Annotated in this window: 19 protein-coding genes; 12 read left to right on the forward strand and 7 right to left on the reverse strand. The window is 58.7% G+C overall.

Translation table 11 applies throughout. The features are described from left to right. Positions 1-48: 48 nt before the first annotated feature. Both grxC and ABLU95_RS12395 read right to left on the reverse strand, forming a co-directional pair. On the reverse strand, positions 49-300 hold the full coding sequence (gene grxC / locus ABLU95_RS12390; protein WP_348879675.1) for a glutaredoxin 3: 252 nt from the start codon (positions 298-300) through the stop codon (positions 49-51). A gap of 104 nt (positions 301-404) precedes the next feature. Beyond that, positions 405-836, reverse strand: a complete 432-nt coding sequence (locus ABLU95_RS12395; protein ID WP_023291350.1) for a rhodanese-like domain-containing protein — start codon at positions 834-836, stop codon at positions 405-407. A gap of 245 nt (positions 837-1,081) precedes the next feature. On the opposite strand from ABLU95_RS12395, the gene gpmM reads away from it, so the two are divergent. The 3 genes from gpmM to ABLU95_RS12410 are packed head-to-tail and all read left to right on the forward strand — an operon-like array spanning position 1,082 to position 4,864. Beyond that, on the forward strand, positions 1,082-2,626 hold the full coding sequence (gene gpmM, locus ABLU95_RS12400; protein WP_023291351.1) for a 2,3-bisphosphoglycerate-independent phosphoglycerate mutase: 1,545 nt from the start codon (positions 1,082-1,084) through the stop codon (positions 2,624-2,626). A 9-nt stretch (positions 2,627-2,635) separates the two neighbouring features. Beyond that, the gene (gene envC / locus ABLU95_RS12405) at positions 2,636-3,907 is read left to right on the forward strand and encodes a murein hydrolase activator EnvC (protein ID WP_023291352.1); all 1,272 of its coding nucleotides are present in this window, start codon (positions 2,636-2,638) and stop codon (positions 3,905-3,907) included. A 3-nt stretch (positions 3,908-3,910) separates the two neighbouring features. Then, positions 3,911-4,864, forward strand: coding sequence for a divergent polysaccharide deacetylase family protein (locus ABLU95_RS12410; RefSeq protein WP_065882886.1), 954 nt, complete (start codon positions 3,911-3,913; stop codon positions 4,862-4,864). Between the two features lie 5 nt (positions 4,865-4,869). Here ABLU95_RS12410 and ABLU95_RS12415 read toward each other — a convergent pair whose 3' ends face one another. The 3 genes from ABLU95_RS12415 to kbl form a co-directional block, all read right to left on the reverse strand. Next, on the reverse strand, positions 4,870-5,658 hold the full coding sequence (locus ABLU95_RS12415; RefSeq protein ID WP_289552483.1) for a glycosyltransferase family 2 protein: 789 nt from the start codon (positions 5,656-5,658) through the stop codon (positions 4,870-4,872). 169 nt (positions 5,659-5,827) lie between these two features. Next, positions 5,828-6,853, reverse strand: coding sequence for an L-threonine 3-dehydrogenase (gene tdh, locus ABLU95_RS12420; protein WP_004205051.1), 1,026 nt, complete (start codon positions 6,851-6,853; stop codon positions 5,828-5,830). Positions 6,854-6,865: 12 nt separating this feature from the next. Next, positions 6,866-8,059 carry a glycine C-acetyltransferase gene (gene kbl / locus ABLU95_RS12425; protein ID WP_086075611.1) on the reverse strand — a complete coding sequence of 398 codons (1,194 nt, stop codon included), beginning with the start codon at positions 8,057-8,059 and terminating at the stop codon, positions 6,866-6,868. Positions 8,060-8,272: 213 nt separating this feature from the next. Here kbl and rfaD point away from each other — a divergent pair, with 213 nt between their 5' ends. The 5 genes from rfaD to ABLU95_RS12450 are packed head-to-tail and all read left to right on the forward strand — an operon-like array spanning position 8,273 to position 13,302. Beyond that, positions 8,273-9,205 (forward strand): ADP-glyceromanno-heptose 6-epimerase, encoded by a 933-nt coding sequence (rfaD, locus tag ABLU95_RS12430; protein ID WP_023291355.1) that lies wholly within the window; start codon positions 8,273-8,275, stop codon positions 9,203-9,205. A gap of 8 nt (positions 9,206-9,213) precedes the next feature. Beyond that, positions 9,214-10,272: an ADP-heptose--LPS heptosyltransferase RfaF gene (gene rfaF, locus ABLU95_RS12435; RefSeq protein WP_348879677.1), complete on the forward strand. Its 1,059-nt coding sequence runs from the start codon at positions 9,214-9,216 to the stop codon at positions 10,270-10,272. 3 nt (positions 10,273-10,275) lie between these two features. Beyond that, positions 10,276-11,247, forward strand: coding sequence for a lipopolysaccharide heptosyltransferase RfaC (gene rfaC / locus ABLU95_RS12440; protein ID WP_065882887.1), 972 nt, complete (start codon positions 10,276-10,278; stop codon positions 11,245-11,247). Next, complete coding sequence (locus ABLU95_RS12445; RefSeq protein ID WP_086075613.1) at positions 11,247-12,155, forward strand: sugar glycosyltransferase; 909 nt, start codon at positions 11,247-11,249, stop codon at positions 12,153-12,155. Before rfaC ends, ABLU95_RS12445 begins: the two co-directional genes overlap by 1 nt. Then, on the forward strand, positions 12,133-13,302 hold the full coding sequence (locus ABLU95_RS12450) for an O-antigen ligase family protein (RefSeq protein WP_165455274.1): 1,170 nt from the start codon (positions 12,133-12,135) through the stop codon (positions 13,300-13,302). The genes ABLU95_RS12445 and ABLU95_RS12450 overlap by 23 nt, the downstream gene beginning before the upstream one ends. Positions 13,303-13,346: 44 nt before the next feature. Here the strand turns inward: ABLU95_RS12450 and ABLU95_RS12455 are convergent, their stop codons facing one another. Further along, the gene (locus tag ABLU95_RS12455) at positions 13,347-14,426 is read right to left on the reverse strand and encodes a glycosyltransferase family 9 protein (RefSeq protein WP_032454363.1); all 1,080 of its coding nucleotides are present in this window, start codon (positions 14,424-14,426) and stop codon (positions 13,347-13,349) included. Positions 14,427-14,444: 18 nt separating this feature from the next. Next, a complete protein-coding gene (locus tag ABLU95_RS12460; RefSeq protein WP_002922494.1) occupies positions 14,445-15,407 on the reverse strand; it encodes a polysaccharide deacetylase family protein in 963 nt (320 codons plus the stop codon). 111 nt (positions 15,408-15,518) lie between these two features. Between ABLU95_RS12460 and rfaQ the strand changes: the two genes are divergently transcribed. Genes rfaQ through ABLU95_RS12480 form a run of 4 tightly spaced genes read left to right on the forward strand, consistent with a single transcriptional unit; the run spans position 15,519 to position 19,835 of the window. Further along, positions 15,519-16,595, forward strand: a complete 1,077-nt coding sequence (rfaQ, locus tag ABLU95_RS12465; RefSeq protein ID WP_050533484.1) for a putative lipopolysaccharide heptosyltransferase III — start codon at positions 15,519-15,521, stop codon at positions 16,593-16,595. Further along, positions 16,592-17,719, forward strand: a complete 1,128-nt coding sequence (locus ABLU95_RS12470; protein ID WP_087848697.1) for a glycosyltransferase family 4 protein — start codon at positions 16,592-16,594, stop codon at positions 17,717-17,719. Before rfaQ ends, ABLU95_RS12470 begins: the two co-directional genes overlap by 4 nt. Positions 17,720-17,721: 2 nt before the next feature. Continuing rightward, positions 17,722-18,816 carry a glycosyltransferase gene (locus ABLU95_RS12475; RefSeq protein WP_023291364.1) on the forward strand — a complete coding sequence of 365 codons (1,095 nt, stop codon included), beginning with the start codon at positions 17,722-17,724 and terminating at the stop codon, positions 18,814-18,816. Positions 18,817-18,845: 29 nt separating this feature from the next. Further along, positions 18,846-19,835, forward strand: a complete 990-nt coding sequence (locus ABLU95_RS12480; protein ID WP_023291365.1) for a glycosyltransferase — start codon at positions 18,846-18,848, stop codon at positions 19,833-19,835. The last annotated feature ends 80 nt before the right edge of the window (positions 19,836-19,915 follow it).

The raw sequence follows: 19,915 nt of genomic DNA on the forward strand, positions 1-19,915 counted from the left end.
TCGTGTTGTCCTTAAATACGCGCTTCCGGCAGGGAAAGCGCGCAAAAATTAGCGCAAGAGGGGATCAAGTCCACCACGTGAATCAAGCGCATACAAGTCGTCACAGCCGCCAATGTGCTGCGCATCAATAAAAATCTGCGGAACCGTCGTCCGTCCGCTGCGCTGGATCATCTCCTCACGCTTCGCGGCATCGCCATCGATCGGCAACTCATGGAACTTTACGCCTTTGCTGTTCAGCAGCGCTTTCGCGCGGATGCAGAACGGGCAGGTCGCTTTGGTGTAGATCTCAATATTGGCCATGACTTCACTCCTGTTATTACCCTGAGGGTTTTACGCCGCAGCCTGTGTTCCCCTCACGTCAGGCGCGAAGGGGAAAACGCGGCGGCATCACCACGCGAGGTAAGTTATTTGCCGCGTACCAGAGGGAGGTTTTCGCCGCTCCAGCCAGCAATGCCCTCTTTCAGTACAAAGACTTTTTCAAACCCGGCTTTGTTCAGCGCGCTGGCTGGCTCTTGCGCCTGCATGCCGGAACCGTCTACCACAATAATGGGTTGCGATTTGTGTTTTTCCAACTCGCCGACGTTATTCGCTTTGATATCGCTGGGCAGCAGGTTGATGGCGCCGGCAATATGGCCTTTACGGAAATCGTCACGCTGACGCAGGTCGACCACCACCGCGTCTTCTTTATTGATAAGACGCGTCGCTTCACCACGGGTGATGACTTTAACTTTCGACATCAGGCCCTTGAAGGTGGTGAACAGCACCGCCCCCAGCAGCGCGATCCACGCGATGCTCAGAACAGGGTGACGGCCGATGAATTGCATAATTTCTTGCATGGGGGGTTACAACTCCCGACTAAGTGAGAAAAAAACCAGGAAAGGAGTATACCTGTGCCTTGCGGCAATTACAGCCAGTGAGCGCGATGTAATGTATTTTCTGCGGGCGGCGGCGAAAAAAAGCCGTTCTCGCTGACGCGCCGCGGCCCGGCCGCTCCCTTTCTTTGATCTTTCACGGGGATTTAAACGATTCAGCTGTAGTAAAATTACGCAAAATTTCTGTCTTTGAGCATGAGGTTGTCGCAATGTCGGTTACTAAAAAACCTATGGTACTGGTGATTCTGGATGGCTACGGCTATCGCGAAGACCAACAGGATAACGCCATTTACAGCGCTAAAACGCCGGTAATGGACGCCCTGTGGGCCAAACGTCCGCATACCCTGATCGATGCATCCGGCCTGGAAGTTGGCCTGCCGGACCGTCAGATGGGGAACTCCGAAGTGGGCCACGTCAACCTGGGCGCCGGTCGTATCGTCTATCAGGACCTGACCCGTCTCGATGTGGAAATTAAAGAACGCACCTTCTTCGCCAACCCGGTACTGACCGCCGCGGTCGATAAAGCGGTTGCCGCGGGTAAAGCGGTACATATCATGGGTCTGATGTCGCCGGGCGGCGTTCACAGCCATGAGGATCACATCATGGCGATGGTGGAGCTGGCGGCAGAGCGCGGCGCTGAGAAGATCTACCTGCACGCTTTCCTCGACGGTCGTGACACCCCACCGCGCAGCGCGGAAAAAACGCTGGCAAAATTCGAAGCCAAATTTGCCGCGCTGGGCAAGGGCCGCATCGCGTCGCTCATTGGCCGCTACTACGCCATGGACCGCGACAACCGCTGGGATCGCGTTGAGCAGGCTTACGATCTGATGACGCTGGCGAAAGGCGAATTCCAGGCCGATACCGCCGTCGCCGGCCTGCAGGCTGCCTACGCCCGTGACGAAAACGACGAGTTCGTGAAAGCGACCGTGATCCGCGCCGCCGGCCAGGCCGATGCCGCGATGGAAGATGGCGATGCGCTGATCTTCATGAACTTCCGTGCTGACCGCGCACGCGAAATCACCCGCGCCTTCGTCAACGCCGACTTCGACGGCTTTGCGCGTAAGAAAGTGGTTAACCTCGACTTCGTGATGCTCACCGAATATGCCGCCGACATCAAAGTGGCCTGCGCCTACCCGCCCGCCTCGCTGGCCAATACCTTCGGCGAGTGGATGGCGAAGCACGATAAAACCCAGCTGCGCATCTCCGAAACCGAGAAATACGCCCACGTCACCTTCTTCTTCAACGGCGGCGTAGAAGAGCCGTTCAAAGGCGAAGAGCGGATTCTGATTAACTCGCCGAAAGTGGCGACCTACGATCTGCAGCCGGAAATGAGCTCCGCCGAGCTGACCGAAAAACTGGTCGCGGCCATCAAAGGCGGCCAGTACGACACCATCATCTGTAACTACCCGAACGGCGATATGGTTGGCCATACCGGCGTGATGGAAGCGGCAGTGAAAGCCGTTGAAGCGCTGGATCACTGTATCGATCAGGTGGCGCAGGCGGTGGAATCCGTTGGCGGCCAGCTGCTGATCACCGCCGACCACGGTAACGCCGAACAGATGCGCGACCCGGCCACCGGTCAGGCGCACACCGCCCACACCAACCTGCCGGTTCCGCTGATCTACGTCGGTAACAAAGCGGTCAAAGCGGTCAATGGCGGCAAACTTTCCGACATCGCCCCGACCATGCTGTCGCTGATGGGAATGGAAATCCCGCAAGAGATGACTGGCAAGCCGCTGTTCATCGTGGAATAATCCTTCCCCATGAGGGGAAAGGCGACGTATTCAACTACATGGATCGCAACGGCAGTTCGATCCGTCCTTTACGCCAGCGCGCTCAGCGCTGGCGTATTACTGTGCGCGTCATCTGCGCACGCCGACGATCGCGATCAGCTAAAGTCCATCCAGGCCGACATCGCCGCCAGGCAGCGGGCGATTAAGCAACAGCAGCAGCAGCGCGCAAGCCTGCTCGCCCAGCTCAAAGCGCAGGAAGAGGCGATCGCCGCCGCGGCCCGCAAACTGCGCGAAACCCAGGACAGCCTGAACCAGCTCAATAAGCAGATTGACGAGATGAACGCTTCTCTCGCGAAGCTGGAGCGCCAGCGCGCGTCTCAGGAGCGTAACCTCGCCGCGCAGCTTGACGCGGCGTTCCGCCAGGGGCCGCATACCGGCATCCAGATGGTGCTGAGCGGTGAAGAGGGTCAGCGCAATCAGCGGATGCAGGTCTATTTCAGCTATTTCAACCAGGCCCGCCAGGAAACCATCGCGGAACTGAAGAAAACGCGCGAAGAGATGGCGGTGCAAAAGTCGATGCTCGAAGAGAAGCAGAGCCAGCAGCAGACGCTGGTCTACGAGCAAAAAGCCCAGCAGGCGAAGCTGGAGCAGGCGCGTAACGAACGGAAAAAGACCCTTTCCGGCCTGGAGTCCTCCATTCAGCGGGGTCAGCAACAGTTAAGTGAATTGCGGGCTAACGAATCGCGCCTACGCGGTCGTATCGCCCAGGCGGAGGCTGCCGCCAAAGCCCGTGCCGATCGGGAAGCTCGCGATGCGCAGGCGGTGCGCGACCGCCAGCAGGAAGCATCGCGCAAAGGCACCACCTATAAACCAACGGAAAGCGAGCGTTCGCTGATGTCACGCACCGGTGGGCTGGGCTCGCCGCGCGGTCAGGCGTTCTGGCCGGTTCGCGGTCCGCTCCTTCATCGATATGGCGAACAGCTGCAAGGTGAACTACGTTGGAAAGGGATGGTTATCGCCGCGTCTGAAGGCACCGAAGTCAGAGCGATTGCCGATGGTCGGGTCATTCTGGCCGACTGGCTGCAGGGCTATGGTCTGGTGGTGGTGGTCGAGCATGGCAAAGGCGACATGAGCCTGTATGGCTATAACCAAAGCGCGCTGGTCAGCGTCGGTACGCAGGTGCGTGCCGGTCAGCCTATCGCGCTCGTAGGCAGCAGCGGCGGTCAGGGCCGTCCGTCGCTCTATTTCGAAATTCGCCGCCAGGGTCAGGCGGTCAATCCACAGCCGTGGTTGGGAAGATAAGTTTTGCTTCAATTTCGCGCAATTGCTCTTGCCGTAGCCGGTTCGCTGGCTCTGGCGGCGCCAGCGTTCGCTGGCAAACTCTCCATCGTTATTGACGATTTTGGCTACCGCCCGCAGACCGAAAATCAGGTGCTGGCGCTGCCGTCCACTATCTCCGTCGCCGTGCTGCCGAACGCGCCGCACGCCCGGGAAATGGCCACGAAAGCGCATAATCTGGGCCATGAAGTGCTCATCCACCTGCCGATGGCGCCGCTCAGCAAACAGCCGCTGGAAAAAGACACCCTGCGTCCCGAAATGAGCAGCGAGGAGATCGAGCGCATCATCCGCGAGGCCTATGGCAAAGTCCCCTACGCCGTCGGGCTGAATAACCATATGGGCAGCGCGATGACCTCCAACCTGTTTGGCATGCAGAAGGTGATGCAGGCCCTGGAGCGCTACAATCTCTATTTTCTCGACAGCGTGACCATCGGCAATACCCAGGCCATGCGCGCCGCGCAGGGCACCGGGGTGAAGGTGATTAAGCGTAAGGTGTTTCTGGACGATACGCAGAATGAAGCCGATATCCGCACTCAGTTCAACCGCGCCATCGCCCTGGCGCGGCGTAACGGTTCGGCGATAGCCATTGGCCATCCCCATCCGACGACGGTGCGGGTGCTGCAGCAGATGGTCTATAACCTGCCGCCGGATATCACGCTGGTGCGCCCGAGCAGCCTGCTCAACGAGCCGCAGGTCGACAACTCGACGCCAAACTACGCTCAGCCGCCTGCGCAACAAACGCCGCAGCAGCAGAAGCCGCGTAATCCGTTCCACGGCGTGAAGTATTGCAAGCCGAAGCGCCCGCTGGAGCCCGTGAACGCCAGCCGCTTCTTCACTATCCTCAGCGACAGCATCAGCCAGAGCGCGCTGGTCCAGTACTATCGCCTCAAATGGCAGGGCTGGGACAATCCCGGCAGCTAGACCACTCAGGGGTCCGTTCGCTTTTGCGCGACGGGCGCCTGGCTATCTTCGTGGGCGTACCACGCCTTAAAATATTTGAGAAAGCTGTAAAACGTGGCGTACAGGCCGGTGACCACGCCGACTTTGCCATAGCGCCACGCCCCGCTGAACAGATACCACTTAAAGAAAGCGCCAATGGCGCTGACGATCCCCCGCGTCAGCGAAGGTGTGATCTGCTGGTGCTTCACCAGCCGGGTGGTATAGCTGTTCAGCTTATTAAACACTTCATGCAGCGAATAAAAGGTGTCATGGCGTACAAAGCCCGGCAGCCTGACGGAGCGCGCGTGTCCGACCACCTGGTCATCCACCGGCCGGTCGTTAAATCGCGCCTGCTGGCGGTTAAAGAGGCGCACCGGGTAATCCGGCGAGGAAATGGGGTAGATCGTCCGCACCTGCGTGCCAAGCACAAACCAGTAGCGCGGCAAACGCCAGGCGCAGGCTGGGTCAGGTTCCTCCCCCGCTTTTAGCGCCTGAATGGCCGCCACGACGTCGTTATCAAGAATTTCATCGCTGTCCATGCACAGCACCCAGTCATGGCTGGCCAGCCCGATGGCATAGTTCATCTGCGCGCCGTGGGCTTTATAGGCATGATGATGGACGGTGAGACCAAACTGTTGACAAATAGAGACCGTTTCGTCGGTGCTACCGGAGTCGACGACAATACACTCATCAGCCACCTTCAGCAGCGGGGGCAGCACCTCCATGAGCAGACGTGCAGAGTTACAGGTCAGTAAGCATACGGAGAGTTTAAGCATGATCGTTTCGAAGTTAAACCGCGACTAAACACACTGTATAAGCGAATAACCGTAAAATCGATGTAGAAATTGTGCGCTTGATATTAAGCAGGCTAAAAATGTTATCCAAATCTAAATTAAGGCGCCCGCAGGCGCCTTTTTTGCTGATGTTTACAACAGACCGGAGGCGTTATTCCCAGCTCAGAACCACTTTACCGGACTGACCGGAGCGCATGGCGTCAAAGCCCTTCTGGAAGTCGTCAATGCCGAAGCGGTGGGTGATGATCGGCGAAAGATCCAGGCCAGACTGGATCAGCGCCGCCATCTTGTACCAGGTTTCGAACATTTCGCGACCATAGATCCCTTTGATAAACAGCCCCTTGAAGATGACCTTGGTCCAGTCGATGGACATATCCGACGGCGGGATACCCAACATCGCGATACGGCCGCCGTGGTTCATGGTATCCAGCATGCTGCGGAACGCCGGCGGCGCGCCGGACATCTCCAGACCCACGTCGAAACCTTCAGTCATCCCCAGCTCGGCCATCACGTCGTTGAGGTTCTCTTTCGCCACGTTCACCGCGCGGGTGACGCCCATTTTGCGCGCCAGCTCGAGACGGTACTCGTTAACGTCAGTGATCACCACGTTACGCGCGCCGACGTGTTTCGCCACCGCCGCCGCCATCACGCCGATCGGACCGGCGCCGGAGACCAGCACGTCTTCCCCCACCAGATCGAAGGAGAGCGCGGTGTGCACGGCGTTGCCGAATGGGTCGAAGATGGACGCCAGGTCATCAGAGATATTGTCGGGAATTTTAAAGGCGTTAAAGGCCGGGATCACCAGATACTCGGCAAAGCAGCCCGGGCGGTTGACGCCCACGCCGATGGTGTTGCGGCACAGGTGGGTACGGCCCGCGCGGCAGTTACGGCAGTGACCGCAGGTGATATGCCCTTCGCCGGAGACGCGGTCGCCAATCTTAAAGCCGCGCACTTCCTGGCCAATCCCCACCACTTCGCCGACATATTCGTGCCCGACCACCATCGGCACCGGAATGGTCTTCTGCGACCACTCATCCCAGTTGTAGATGTGCACGTCGGTCCCGCAAATGGCGGTCTTGCGGATTTTAATCAGCAGATCGTTATGGCCGACTTCCGGTTCCGGTACGTCGGTCATCCAGATGCCTTCTTCCGCTTTCAGTTTGGATAACGCTTTCATCTCACACCCTTATTAGGCGATGACGCCCAGTTGTTTGCCGATGCGGGTAAAGGCTTCCACCGCACGCTCAATTTGTTCAGGGGTATGCGCCGCCGACATCTGGGTGCGAATACGCGCCTGGCCTTTCGGTACCACCGGATAGAAGAAGCCGGTGACATAGATCCCTTCTTTCTGCAGTTCGCGGGCAAAGTTCTGCGCCACCACCGCTTCACCCAGCATCACCGGAATGATGGCGTGGTCGGCACCCGCCAGGGTGAAGCCTGCCGCAGTCATTTTTTCACGGAACAGACGCGCGTTGGCCCACAGGCGATCGCGCAGGTCTGCGCCCTCTTCGACCATCTCCAGCACTTTGATGGAGGCGGCCACGATGGCCGGCGCCAGAGAGTTGGAGAACAGATACGGACGGGAACGCTGGCGCAGCCACTCGACCACCTCTTTGCGTGCGGCGGTGTAGCCGCCGGAGGCGCCGCCCAGCGCTTTACCCAGCGTGCCGGTGATGATGTCGACGCGCCCCATCACATCGCAGTATTCGTGGGAGCCGCGGCCGTTTTCGCCGACGAAGCCGACGGCGTGGGAGTCATCGACCATCACCAGCGCATCGTATTTATCCGCCAGGTCGCAAACGCCTTTCAGGTTGGCGATCACACCGTCCATCGAGAAGACGCCGTCGGTGGCGATCAGCACGTGACGCGCGCCAGCGTCGCGGGCTTCTTTCAGACGCGCTTCCAGTTCCTGCATATCGTTGTTGGCATAGCGGAAGCGCTTTGCTTTACACAGGCGCACGCCGTCGATGATCGAGGCATGGTTCAGGGCGTCGGAGATAATGGCGTCTTCCGGGCCGAGCAGCGTTTCAAACAGGCCGCCGTTGGCGTCAAAGCAGGAGGAGTAGAGGATCGCATCTTCCATACCGAGGAAATCCGCCAGCTTCTTCTCCAGCTGCTTGTGCGTATCCTGGGTGCCGCAGATGAAGCGTACCGAGGCCATCCCGAAGCCGTGGCTGTCCATACCGGCCTTCGCCGCGTCGATCAGCGCCGGGTGGTTGGCCAGACCCAGGTAGTTATTGGCGCAGAAGTTAATCACGTGGCTGTCGCCGACGGTAATGTCCGCCTGCTGCGCCGAGGTGATGATGCGCTCTTCTTTAAACAAGCCTTCGGCCCGAGCGGTCTCCAGATTGCTAGTTAACTGTTTGTAGAAATCACCACGCATTGCAACTCTCCAGATTCGGCAAAATTTGGCACATATTACCCAAAGCTATACGCTGATACGAGATGATGCATGCCTGAATGAATTATTTGCAGCATAAATCACGTCAGCCCAGCACCTTATTCTGCGAATGGCTGTAGGCTTGCTCATGTGGTGATATGATATGAGCATTCATGTCCGGATTGTCTCCGGGCTCTCAACTTCAAAGGTACAGTTATGATCATCGTAACCGGCGGCGCAGGCTTTATCGGCAGCAACATCGTTAAAGCGCTGAATGACAAGGGCATTACCGACATTCTGGTTGTCGACAATCTGAAAGACGGCACCAAGTTTGTGAACCTGGTTGACCTGAACATCGCTGACTACATGGATAAAGAAGACTTTCTGATCCAGATTATGGCAGGCGAAGAGTTCGGCGACATTGACGCTATCTTCCACGAAGGCGCGTGCTCTTCCACCACGGAGTGGGACGGCAAGTACATGATGGATAACAACTATCAGTACTCCAAAGAGCTGCTGCACTACTGCCTGGAGCGCGAAATTCCGTTCCTGTACGCCTCTTCGGCGGCCACCTACGGTGGACGCACCAGCGATTTCATCGAGTCTCGCGAGTATGAGCAGCCGCTAAACGTCTACGGCTACTCCAAATTCCTGTTCGATGAATACGTTCGTCAGATCCTGCCGGAAGCCAATTCGCAGATCGTCGGCTTCCGCTACTTCAACGTCTACGGGCCGCGCGAAGGCCACAAAGGCAGCATGGCGAGCGTCGCTTTCCACCTCAACACCCAGCTGAATAATGGCGAAAGTCCGAAACTGTTCGAAGGCAGCGACGGCTTCAAGCGCGACTTCGTCTACGTCGGCGACGTGGCTGACGTCAACCTGTGGTTCTGGGAAAACGGCGTTTCCGGCATCTTCAACCTCGGCACTGGCCGCGCGGAATCCTTCCAGGCCGTCGCCGACGCGACCCTGGCGTACCACAAAAAAGGCAGCATCGAGTACATCCCATTCCCGGACAAACTGAAAGGCCGCTACCAGGCGTTCACCCAGGCGGATCTGACTAACCTGCGTAAAGCGGGCTATGACAAACCGTTCAAAACCGTTGCCGAAGGCGTAACGGAGTATATGGCCTGGCTGAATCGGGATGCGTAAGAGATAACATGAAAATTCTGGTGGTAGGCCCGTCTTGGGTGGGCGACATGATGATGTCGCAAAGTCTTTATCGTACGCTCAGGGCGCGCTATCCCCAGGCGATTATCGACGTGATGGCGCCAGCCTGGTGTCGTCCGTTGTTATCGCGCATGCCGGAAGTGAACGAAGCGATCCCGATGCCGCTGGGCCACGGCGCGCTGGCTATCGGCGAACGCCGCAAGCTCGGCCACAGCCTGCGCGAGCGTCGCTACGATCGCGCTTACGTGCTGCCAAACTCGTTTAAATCGGCATTAGTTCCCTTCTTTGCCAACATCCCGCTGCGCACCGGCTGGCGCGGCGAGATGCGCTACGGCCTGCTCAACGACGCCCGGGTGCTGGACAAAGACGCCTGGCCGCTGATGGTGGAACGCTACGTGGCGCTGGCTTACGACAACGGCGTGATGCGCTGCGCCAAAGATCTGCCGCAGCCGCTGCTATGGCCGCAGCTGCAGGTCAACGAAGGGGAAAAGTCGCAGGCCTGCAGCGCCTTTAACCTGTCCAACGATCGGCCGATCATCGGCTTTTGCCCCGGCGCGGAGTTCGGCCCGGCAAAACGCTGGCCGCACTATCACTATGCTGCGCTGGCGAAAAAGCTCATCGACGATGGTTATCAGATTGCGCTATTTGGCTCGGCAAAAGATAACGAGGCCGGCAAAGAGATCATCGCCGCCCTCAGCAGCGAGCAGCAGGCCTGGTGCCGGAATCTGGCGGGTGAAACCCAGCTGGAGCAGGCGGTGATCCTGATTGCCGCCTGTAAAGCGGTGGTGACTAACGATTCGGGGCTGATGCACGTCGCCGCGGCGCTGGACCGCCCGCTGGTGGCGCTGTATGGCCCGAGCAGTCCGGACTTTACCCCGCCGCTGTCGCATAAAGCGCGCGTGATCCGTCTGATTACCGGCTACCACAAGGTGCGCAAAGGCGATGCCGCGGAAGGTTATCATCAGAGCCTGATCGACATTACGCCAGAGCGCGTCCTGCAAGAGCTGAACGAATTGCTGACGGAAAAAACCCGGCACGAGGAAGCGTAGCGGATGCGGGTATTGATTGTAAAAACCTCATCGATGGGCGACGTGCTGCACACGCTGCCCGCGCTGACCGACGCCGCGCAGGCCATCCCCGGCATCCGCTTCGACTGGGTTGTGGAAGAAGGCTTCGCGCAGATCCCCTCCTGGCATGACAGCGTCGAGCGGGTGATCCCGGTGGCGATCCGCCGCTGGCGTAAAGCCTGGTTCTCCGCGCCGATCAAAGCGGAGCGTAAAGCCTTTCGCGAGGCCGTCCAGGCGGTCAAGTATGACGCCATTATCGACGCCCAGGGGCTGGTGAAAAGCGCTGCGCTGGTCACCCGACTGGCGCACGGCGTCAAGCATGGTATGGACTGGCAAACGGCCCGCGAGCCGCTGGCCAGCCTGTTTTACAACCGCCGCCACCACATTGCGAAACAGCAGCACGCGGTGGAGCGTACCCGCGAGCTGTTCGCCAAAAGCCTCGGCTACGCGAAACCCCAAACCCAGGGGGATTACGCCATTGCGCGCCATTTCCTGCAGCACGAGGCTAGCGCTGCCGCCCCCTATCTGGTGTTTCTGCACGCCACCACCCGCGACGATAAGCACTGGCCGGAAAACCGCTGGCAGGAACTGCTCGATCTGCTGGCCGACAGCGGCGTCCGCATTAAGCTGCCGTGGGGCGCCCCGCACGAAGAGGCGCGGGCGAAGCGGCTGGCGGAAGGCCGGGAATATGTTGAAGTGCTGCCGCGCATGAGCCTTGAGCAGGTGGCGCAGGTTCTGGCCAGCGCCCGGGCCGTCGTCTCGGTCGATACCGGCCTGAGTCATCTGACCGCCGCGCTGGATAAACCGAACTTCACGCTCTACGGCCCGACCGATCCGGGGCTGATTGGCGGATACGGTAAAAACCAGCACATCGTGCGGCCGGAAAACAGCGCCAGCACCGGCGATATTACCGCCAGCCGGGTTCATCTTCTTCTGCAAAATCAGGGGCTGCTCTGATGGGATCCCTGTTTAAGCAGATCTATCGCTACACCCGCCCTCGCGCTTATCGTCACAATGAAAATCTGTGGCCTTTTACCCGCATCACCCGCGCGCCGAGCGGCGAAATCAGCGCGTTGCGTTATAAAGGGAAAACGGTGCCGCTGGTCAGCCTGAGCGCGCTGAAAAACAGCATGCAGGGCGAAGTCCTGCTGACCGCCACTGGCCCTTCGACCCGCAATATCGATTTTTCCCTGTTGTCGAAAACGATCCCGGTGATGGGCGTCAATGGCGCCTGGCATCTTGCCGACCGCCTGCACTTTTCGCTCTATACCATCGTCGACATGGAGTTTTTCGATAAGAAGCCGGACATTATCCGCGCCATCGTCAGTCAGCCGGACATTCTGCTGTTCACCACCATGCATGGGATCGCCAAAATCGTCGATCGCCATGCGGACGCGCTGCGCTGCCGTTTGGCGTTGATTGAGGACGGTTGCTATAAGATTTACCAGCCGAAAGTCGCCAGCGAAGCGATAAAGCGCACTTACCAGCAGAATCCGGCGATGTGCTTTCATCCCCAGCGCCCGGATATCTGTTTTAGCACCGATATTCGCCAGGGCGTCTTTGATGCCGGCACGGTGGTCTACTGGGCGCTGCAGATCCTCGCCTGGCTGGGCTTCAGCACTATCCTGGTGAGCGGTCTGGATATGACTAACTTCAACCAGCCGCGATTCTACGAAACACAACAAGAAAAATTGCCTTCGTACCTGGCAACAAAAGTGGATAACCTCGTCATGCCCTCCTTTGCGCATGCCGCGCAGGTACTGCAGCAACGCCAGATCCGGGTCATTAATTTTTCACCAGAAAGCGCTGTGCCGGACACTATTTTCGAAAAGGTTGCGTTTAATGAGTACTTTAAAAATGAGTAACTACGCCAGACAGGGTTACTCGATTGTTTTTCCTTTGTTTTTATTTTTCAGCGCGATTTTTTGCATGTCCACCCGGACCAATAACCTGCTGCATTTATCGATCCTGCTGCTCTTGCTCTCGCTGGTACGCCCGGAAAACCGCCAGGCGCTGGCCGGCGTGTTACGCGAACAGTGGCAGACCTGGGCGCTGCTGGCGGTCTTCTTTATCTATTACGCCCTCAGTAACCTGTGGGGCCATACGCCGCAGCATATCGACTCGCCGATCACCCACGGCGTGTACCTGACGGGCTATCTGTTGCTGATGGCGATGCTGCTCAGCGACGAACGAACCCGCCGCCTGGCCATGCTGGCGGTGGTTGGCGGGATCACCGTGCTCTCGCTGTGGACGCTGATGTTCGACCACACCTTGGTCCTCACCGAGCGGGCGGTCTCCCCCGAGAACCCCGGGCCAACAAACGTTATCGACCTTGCCGGATACTGCGGCATCGGCATCTTAATCTGCGGCATGCTGCTGAAAGAAAAAGCCAGCCACTGGCTCTATCTGCCAGTGGCCATCATGCTGGTGATGATGCTGCTGACCCAAAGCCGCGGGCCGATCATCGCCCTGGTGCTGGCGGTCGGCTGTACGCTGCACCTGCACGTCTTCACCCGCCGCAACCTGCTGATCGCCGCGGCGCTGGCCGTGCTGGTGGCTCTGCTTTTGGTCATGACGCCGGTGGGCGACATGCTGCTCGCCCGTTTCGAAGAGTTGGGCACCCAAAGCGGGCTGCGCCTGAGCATCTGGCACCATACGCTGTCGGAGATAGCCAGCCAGCCCTGGCTGGGACGCGGTTTCAGCTATGAACTGGATTTCATCAACTACAGCGGCGAACACATCACCACCACCCACAGCGTATATATGGGCGCCCTGCTGAAAGGCGGCATCGTGGGTTTACTGCTGTTGCTGGCGGTCATTGCCTGCGGACTGTGGCAGGCGTGGCGCAAGCGCCGCTCCGACAGCCGCTACAGTCTGGCGATCCTGTTTTACGCGCTGGTATTTATGGCCTCGCAGGGGATGTTTATCATCAGCAACCCCCGGGAAACCTGGGTGCTGTTCTGGCTGCCGCTGGGCATTGCGCTCAGCAAAGGGCTGGCGGAAAAGCGTTAACAAGAAAGGGCCGCTGACGGCCCTTTTTTATATTCACTTTTCTATTAACTGCGGGCGGCGACCAGCCGGTCGGCCTGCTCTTTAATCACCGGCCATACCGACTCAATCGCCACATCGGCGACATTCGCTTCTTCACAAACGATCTGCCTCGCTTTGTCATAGCCCGGCGCCCAGATATGATAGCCGGGCAGCCCGGTATCCTTGAGTTTGCGTTTGTTATAGACCGCCACCATCGGTTTATCGAAAGCGCGGGCGATATGCACGATCGAGGTGTCCGGCGTAATGACTAAATCACAGCTGCGAATCACCTCCACGGCGGAGTTGATGGTGCTGTCGGCGACGTACAGCGCCATATCCAGCCCCAGCTGCTGAATTTTCTCGCTGCGACCCACCATCACGATACAGACCCGGTAAGGCAGAGCATGTAGCCGCTCGACCAGGGTCGCCACCTGATGACGACAGAAGTCTTTATCCTCGGAGGCGGTAAAAGGGTTAATGGCGATGCGCAGTGCGACCTCTCCGGCCTGGGAAAGCAAGCGCGCCACTTTCTCCCGCTCATGGCGACAGCCGGGGAGATGATAGTCGTATGGCTGGTCGTCAACGACGCCAAAAAGCTTCACCACCTGTTGATAGCGCAGGGAAATATGGCTGTTGCTGTCAAAAAAAGCGATCGAATGATCGTAAAGTTTATAGGGCTCTTTATTAAAGCCAATCACGCTGGTCGCCCGTAAATCGGCGAGTAATTTAAAGCGTTCATAGCTGGTCACGTCATCAAAATCGATAACCGCATCAAAACCCGCCGCCCGTAACGTATTTAAGGACATGCGTGGTCGATATAAATATACTTGCTCAATGAATTCTGAGCCGGCTAATATTTCGCAGCATATTGGTCCGGTTAACACCGAAACCTGATATCCCCGTTCGGCCAGTATTCTGGCGCAGCCGGTGGTCACCACCATATCGCCGACTTTATCGTCCAGGCGCAATAGCAGCACGCGGCGTACGGGGGCCGGGTCGAAGGGTTTGCGCGCAGGCTTATTTCTGTATCGATAGTTAATTAAATTAAATTTAATACCGCGGAAAAAAGCGTTCTTTTTCCGCGTCAATTGTTTAAGGATACGCATACGGTACCTTGAGCTGTGTTAGCGCTGTGTGATTTTCCGCTGGTAATATTCTGCCAACGTCATGCCCTTCACCTGCGGCGCCAGCCAGCTAAAAAAGGCTTCAAGGTCAGCGTATAAACGCTCAATATCCCGTTCATTCTGGAACGTGGGGCTGCCGCCGGGCATATATTCTGAAGAGTGGAGCATATATTCCACGTAGTCATTGCCCTGCGTCAACGTTTGTTCGACGACTTTTTTCATCGTCTCCACGTTGCCGCCCATCGGACGCAGCCAGTGCACGGAGGGGGAACGCACTTTGCCGCGCAGGCGGTCGTAGCCCTGCTTCACGCTGTTCATCCACGCGGAGTGCTTGTACTGAATGCTCATCGGCACTTCCAGCAGCGGCGAGTGGCCCTCGCGGCTGATGTCATTTTCATCGAGAAAATAGGCATGCTGCGGGAAGCGACGATAATCGGTCCCGCCATCGCCCTGCGGCGCCCCCTTGGCGGTCTTCCAGTTCACCCGCGGCGTCACCGAGCAATCCACCTGATACCCGTACTCCACCAGCAGACGCGCATAGCGCTCGTCAAAGGCCCAGCGCCCGGCGCGATGACTAACCATTTTGGTCTGGAAGGTGTCCTCCAGCAGACGCGTCATATAGTCGACCTTCTCACGCATCATGGCATCGCTGTATTCAATGAGATAAGGCTTATGCCGCCAGTCATCGGCGGTCAGCGGCTCGGTCGGCGGGCTGTTCCAGGCATGCAGGTGCATACCGACTTCCGCGGTGCCGCGGGCAATCACGTCTCTGGCGAATTCGATATAAAAGGGGTCGATGGCCATTTCATAATTGGTCAAATAGACCGGTTTAAAGCCATACTTTTCGCAAAGCTGCTGAAAACGCGGGAGATAACGCGCATTCTCGGTGGTGATGCTGTCATGTTTTTGCCAGAGGTTATCGCCCTCTGTATCAATCGTGATGAGAAATGCGGGATTGTGCACGAAAACGTCCTCAGGCCATACGTATCGGGTCATGGTAGAGCAATACAACGCTTCTCTCAATCTGTCTGATCCCCTAGAATCGGAACCCTTATCCTGGATGAAGAACAGAGTATGACGCCTGAAACCCTCTCCCGCAGCCCCTTGAACCCGGCGCGGATCCTGGTCATTAAGCTGCGCCATCATGGCGACATGCTGCTGATCACCCCGCTTATTCACGCGCTGAAACAGCAGTATCCCGCCGCCAGCGTGGATGTCCTGCTGTATGAAGAGACCCGGGATATGCTCGCCGCCAACCCCGATATCCACCAAATTTATGGTCTCGACCGCCGCTGGAAAAAGCAGGGGAAAAAGCATCAGCTGAAGATGCAATGGCAGCTCATTCAGACGCTGCGCCAGCAGCGATACGATATGGTGCTCAACCTTGCCGACCAGTGGCCGAGCGCGATTATCAGCAAACTGACCGGCGCCGCGACGCGGATCGGCTTTGATTTTCCGAAGCGTCGCCACCCGTTCTGGCGCTATTGCCACACCGCGCTGGCCGCCACCCAACAGCATAATCAGCTGCATACGGTACAGCAGAATCTCTCTATCCTCGCTCCACTCGGTATCCAGTTGAACGACGCCCCGGCGCGGATGGGCTACAGCGAAGCAGACTGGGCCACCAGCCGCGCCCTGCTGCCGGAGGACTTCCGGGATAACTACATCGTCATCCAGCCAACGTCGCGTTGGTTCTTTAAATGCTGGCGCGAAGACAGGATGAGCGCGCTGATCAACGCGCTGTCCGCCGAAGGGTACGCGGTGGTACTCACCTCCGGCCCCGACGATAGAGAGAAGAAGATGGTGGAGACCATCATCGCCGGCTGCCCGCAGGCGCGGCTGCACTCTTTAGCCGGCCAGTTAACGCTGCGCCAGCTGGCGGCGGTGATCGATCACGCCCGGCTGTTTATCGGCGTCGACTCGGTGCCGATGCATATGGCTGCGGCTCTCGGCACTCCGCTGGTCGCCCTGTTCGGCCCCTCGAAGCTGACCTTCTGGCGTCCGTGGCAGGCGAAAGGCGAGGTGATCTGGGCAGGCGACTTCGGTCCGCTGCCCGACCCGGACGCCATCAACACCAACACCGACGAACGTTATCTCGATTTAATTCCTACCGACGCCGTGATCGCGGCGGCGAAAAAGGTACTGGCATGAGTAAATTCAGGCTGGCTCTGGTGCGGCAGAAGTACCGCCCGGACGGCGGCGCAGAACGGTTTGTCTCCCGCGCGCTGGAAGCCCTCGACAGCAGTCATCTGCAGCTGAACGTCATCACCCGCGAATGGCAGGGGCCGGTGAAACCGGACTGGCAGATCCATATCTGTAATCCGCGCAAATGGGGGCGCATCAGCCGCGAGCGCGGGTTTGCCAACGCCGCGCGGGCGCTCTGGCAGCGCGAATCTTTCGACCTGGTGCAGAGCCATGAGCGTATTCCCGGCTGCGATCTCTACCGCGCCGGCGACGGCGTTCATCGCCGCTGGCTGCAACAGCGCTCGCGCATTTTACCGGCCTGGAAAAGCCGCCTGCTGTTCGCCGACCGCTACCACCGTTATGTGATGCAAGCGGAACGCGAGATGTACGAAGACCCGCATCTGCGTGGGGTGATCTGCAACGCCGAGATGATCAAACGCGAGATCATCGAAGACTTTGGCCTGCCGGCGGACAAGATCCACGTTATCTATAACGCCATTGATAACCAGCGTTTCCTGCCGCCGGGCGAAGAAACCTTTGCCGCCTTACGCGCCAAATGGCAGTTGCCGCTGCAGGCAACGTGCCTGATTTACGTCGGCTCCGGCTTTGAGCGTAAAGGGCTGGCGGCGGCGATCCGCGCCATCGCCCCGACCGATCGCTATCTGCTGGTGGTTGGCAAAGATAAAGATCAGCCGCGCTATCAGGCGCTGGCGAAGAGTCTCGGCTGCGAAGCGCGGGTGCGCTTCTTCGGCATGCAGTCGGAGACGCTGCCGTTCTATCAGATGGCCGATGGCCTGCTGCTACCGACCCTCTACGATCCGTTCCCCAACGTCATCCTTGAGGCAATGGCCTGCGGTCTGCCAGTGATCACCACCACCGGCTGCGGCGGGGCAGAGTTTGTCGTCAACGGCCACAACGGTTACGTCTGCGACGCCCTGGATATCCCGGCGCTGCAGCAGGCGGTGATGGCCCTGCCTGCCCGCGCGCTGGGCTCCGCGGAAGGCGACCGCGCCCGCGAGCGCATCATGACCTGCACCAGCGAGCGCCTCTCAACCCAGCTGCTTTCCCTTTATCAGGATCTGGTGAAATAACGATGCGCATCTTATTTGTGATTGACGGTTTGCCCGGCGGCGGCGCGGAGAAAGTGGTTCTCACCCTGGCGGCGCAGTTCCTGCGCGACGGCGATCGGGTCTCGCTCATTTCGCTACGCGACGTCTGCGAGTACCCATTGCCCGAGGGGCTCGACTACCAGGTGGTGGCCGATCGCTGCCGCAAACCGTGGCGCAAGCTGACCGAGCTGTCCCGCCGCGCCCGCCAGCTGGACGCCGCGGTCATCCGGGCCGAGCAGCAGGGACAATTTGACCTTGTGCTCTCCAACCTGCACAAAACAGACCGCATCGTCGCCCGCAGCCGGGCGCTGCGCGAGCGCAACGTCTGGTTCTGCCTGCACGGCGTCTTCTCGGCCTCTTATCTTGGTCACCGTACCGGCTTTGACCGCTGGATGAAGCAGCAGAAAATTAAGCGGATTTACCAGGGGCGCAACGTGGTAGCGGTTTCCGACGCCGTGGGGCGCGATCTGGTGGACGCCTTCGCCCTGCGCCCGGCGCAGCTGAAAACCATCTATAACCCCTTCGATATCGCCGCCCTGCGCGCCGGGGCGGAAGCCGACAGCGAGCGCCCGGACGGCGACTACCTGATTCACGTCGGCCGCTTCCATCCCGGCAAACGCCACGACCGCCTGCTCGAAGCCTACGCGCAAAGCGGCATCGACGCGCCGCTGGTGCTGTTAGGCCAGGGGAAACCGGAGCAAGAGCAGCGCCTGCGCCAGCTGGCCAAAACGCTGCAGATTGACGACCGGGTGTGGTTCAAAGGTTTTCAGGAAAACCCCTTACCGTGGATCAAAGGCGCGCGGATGCTGGTTTTGAGCTCGGATAGCGAAGGATTCGGCAATGTGGTGGTGGAGGCGCTGCTGTTGCATACCCCGGTCGCCAGCACCCGCTGCCCCGGCGGCGTCACCGAGATCCTCACCGGCGAACTTGCCCGCGGTCTGGCGGATCTCACCAGTCCGGCGCTGGCTCAGACGATGCAAAGCATTTACCATAACCCGCCGGCCATCGACGATGCCGCGCTGGAAAAATTCAGCGTCGTGTCCATTTGTCAGCAGTACCGTCAGCTGCAGCGCATCTGACGCCGTTAGTTAACCAGGATCGAAGATTTATGAGTCAAACGCCTTTACTGAGCATCGTGGCTGCCGTCTACAACGGTGAGAAATTTCTTGCGCAATTCTTTGAGTGCATTGAACAGCAGCAGCTGGACAGCTATGAACTGATCCTGGTGAACGATGGGTCGACGGACAACAGCCTGGCGGTGATCGCCGAATGGCGGGATCGGCTGCAGAACGTCCAGGTGCTGGAGCAGGAAAACCAGGGCGTCTCGGTCGCGCGCAATACCGGCCTGGCGGTTGCCAGCGGCAAGTACCTCGCGTTTCCGGACATCGACGATAAACTCTATCCGGGCATGTATCGCACGCTGCTGGAGATGGCGGAGAAAGCACATCTCGATGTCGCCACCTGCAACGGCACCTACGTGTACGAAAAGCGCCGCGAGAGCCACCCGATCTTTCCGCTGGATCGCTTGCCCTCGACCGGCGTGCTGCCGGGCCATGTCTGGCTCAAGCAGGCCCTGGACTCGCGGAAATTTCTGCACGTCACCTGGCTCAATATCTATCGCCACGATTTTATCCGCCAGCATCACTTCCATTTCGAACCCGGCCTGCGCCATCAGGATATCCCGTGGACCACAGAGGCGCTGCTGGCCGCGGAGCGCGTGCAGTACACCAGTCAGCAATTCTATGATTACTACATCCACTCTGAGTCGGTGTCGCATAAGCCGGACAACGACGACACGCTGATGCGTTCGGCGCGCCATTACATGAAAATTCTGGAGATGCTGGAGGCGATCAACCAGCGTTACCCGGACAAAGTGCGCCATATCGCCGCCTGTCGCTGGCAGATCGCCAAAGAAGGCCTGGGGATCATCCACACCTTCGACAGTATGAAAGATGAGTCGAAAAAGCATGTTATCATTAAAGAATTCTTCGACCGCGGTATCTGGCGGTTAATCTGGAAAAACGCCTGTACTTTCCGTTTACGCTGGCGCCTGGGACGCCGTTATCTGCGTATTAAGCGTTATCGCCACGCGGGATAGACCAAAAACCCGCTGTTTCCGCCAAAGAGATAGCTTTACGCGGGCTAAATGCTTAGAATTTGCCCGCCAAAACAGAGAAC

Origin of the sequence: Klebsiella sp. GG_Kp146 (assembly GCF_040061975.1) — a bacterium.
GTDB lineage: Bacteria > Pseudomonadota > Gammaproteobacteria > Enterobacterales > Enterobacteriaceae > Klebsiella > Klebsiella quasipneumoniae.

Excerpts from the sequence above, each read along its gene's own strand:
- kbl (WP_086075611.1), bottom strand. The coding sequence starts at position 8,059 with ATGCGTGGTGATTTCTACAAACAGTTAACTAGCAATCTGGAGACCGCT.
- ABLU95_RS12445 (WP_086075613.1), top strand. The coding sequence starts at position 11,247 with ATGGGATCCCTGTTTAAGCAGATCTATCGCTACACCCGCCCTCGCGCT.
- rfaQ (WP_050533484.1), top strand. The coding sequence starts at position 15,519 with ATGACGCCTGAAACCCTCTCCCGCAGCCCCTTGAACCCGGCGCGGATC.
- envC (WP_023291352.1), top strand. The coding sequence starts at position 2,636 with ATGAGGGGAAAGGCGACGTATTCAACTACATGGATCGCAACGGCAGTT.
- ABLU95_RS12480 (WP_023291365.1), top strand. The coding sequence starts at position 18,846 with ATGAGTCAAACGCCTTTACTGAGCATCGTGGCTGCCGTCTACAACGGT.
- ABLU95_RS12470 (WP_087848697.1), top strand. The coding sequence starts at position 16,592 with ATGAGTAAATTCAGGCTGGCTCTGGTGCGGCAGAAGTACCGCCCGGAC.
- tdh (WP_004205051.1), bottom strand. The coding sequence starts at position 6,853 with ATGAAAGCGTTATCCAAACTGAAAGCGGAAGAAGGCATCTGGATGACC.
- gpmM (WP_023291351.1), top strand. The coding sequence starts at position 1,082 with ATGTCGGTTACTAAAAAACCTATGGTACTGGTGATTCTGGATGGCTAC.
- grxC (WP_348879675.1), bottom strand. The coding sequence starts at position 300 with ATGGCCAATATTGAGATCTACACCAAAGCGACCTGCCCGTTCTGCATC.
- ABLU95_RS12455 (WP_032454363.1), bottom strand. The coding sequence starts at position 14,426 with ATGCGTATCCTTAAACAATTGACGCGGAAAAAGAACGCTTTTTTCCGC.
- rfaF (WP_348879677.1), top strand. The coding sequence starts at position 9,214 with ATGAAAATTCTGGTGGTAGGCCCGTCTTGGGTGGGCGACATGATGATG.
- ABLU95_RS12395 (WP_023291350.1), bottom strand. The coding sequence starts at position 836 with ATGCAAGAAATTATGCAATTCATCGGCCGTCACCCTGTTCTGAGCATC.
- rfaC (WP_065882887.1), top strand. The coding sequence starts at position 10,276 with ATGCGGGTATTGATTGTAAAAACCTCATCGATGGGCGACGTGCTGCAC.
- ABLU95_RS12415 (WP_289552483.1), bottom strand. The coding sequence starts at position 5,658 with ATGCTTAAACTCTCCGTATGCTTACTGACCTGTAACTCTGCACGTCTG.
- ABLU95_RS12475 (WP_023291364.1), top strand. The coding sequence starts at position 17,722 with ATGCGCATCTTATTTGTGATTGACGGTTTGCCCGGCGGCGGCGCGGAG.
- rfaD (WP_023291355.1), top strand. The coding sequence starts at position 8,273 with ATGATCATCGTAACCGGCGGCGCAGGCTTTATCGGCAGCAACATCGTT.
- ABLU95_RS12450 (WP_165455274.1), top strand. The coding sequence starts at position 12,133 with ATGAGTACTTTAAAAATGAGTAACTACGCCAGACAGGGTTACTCGATT.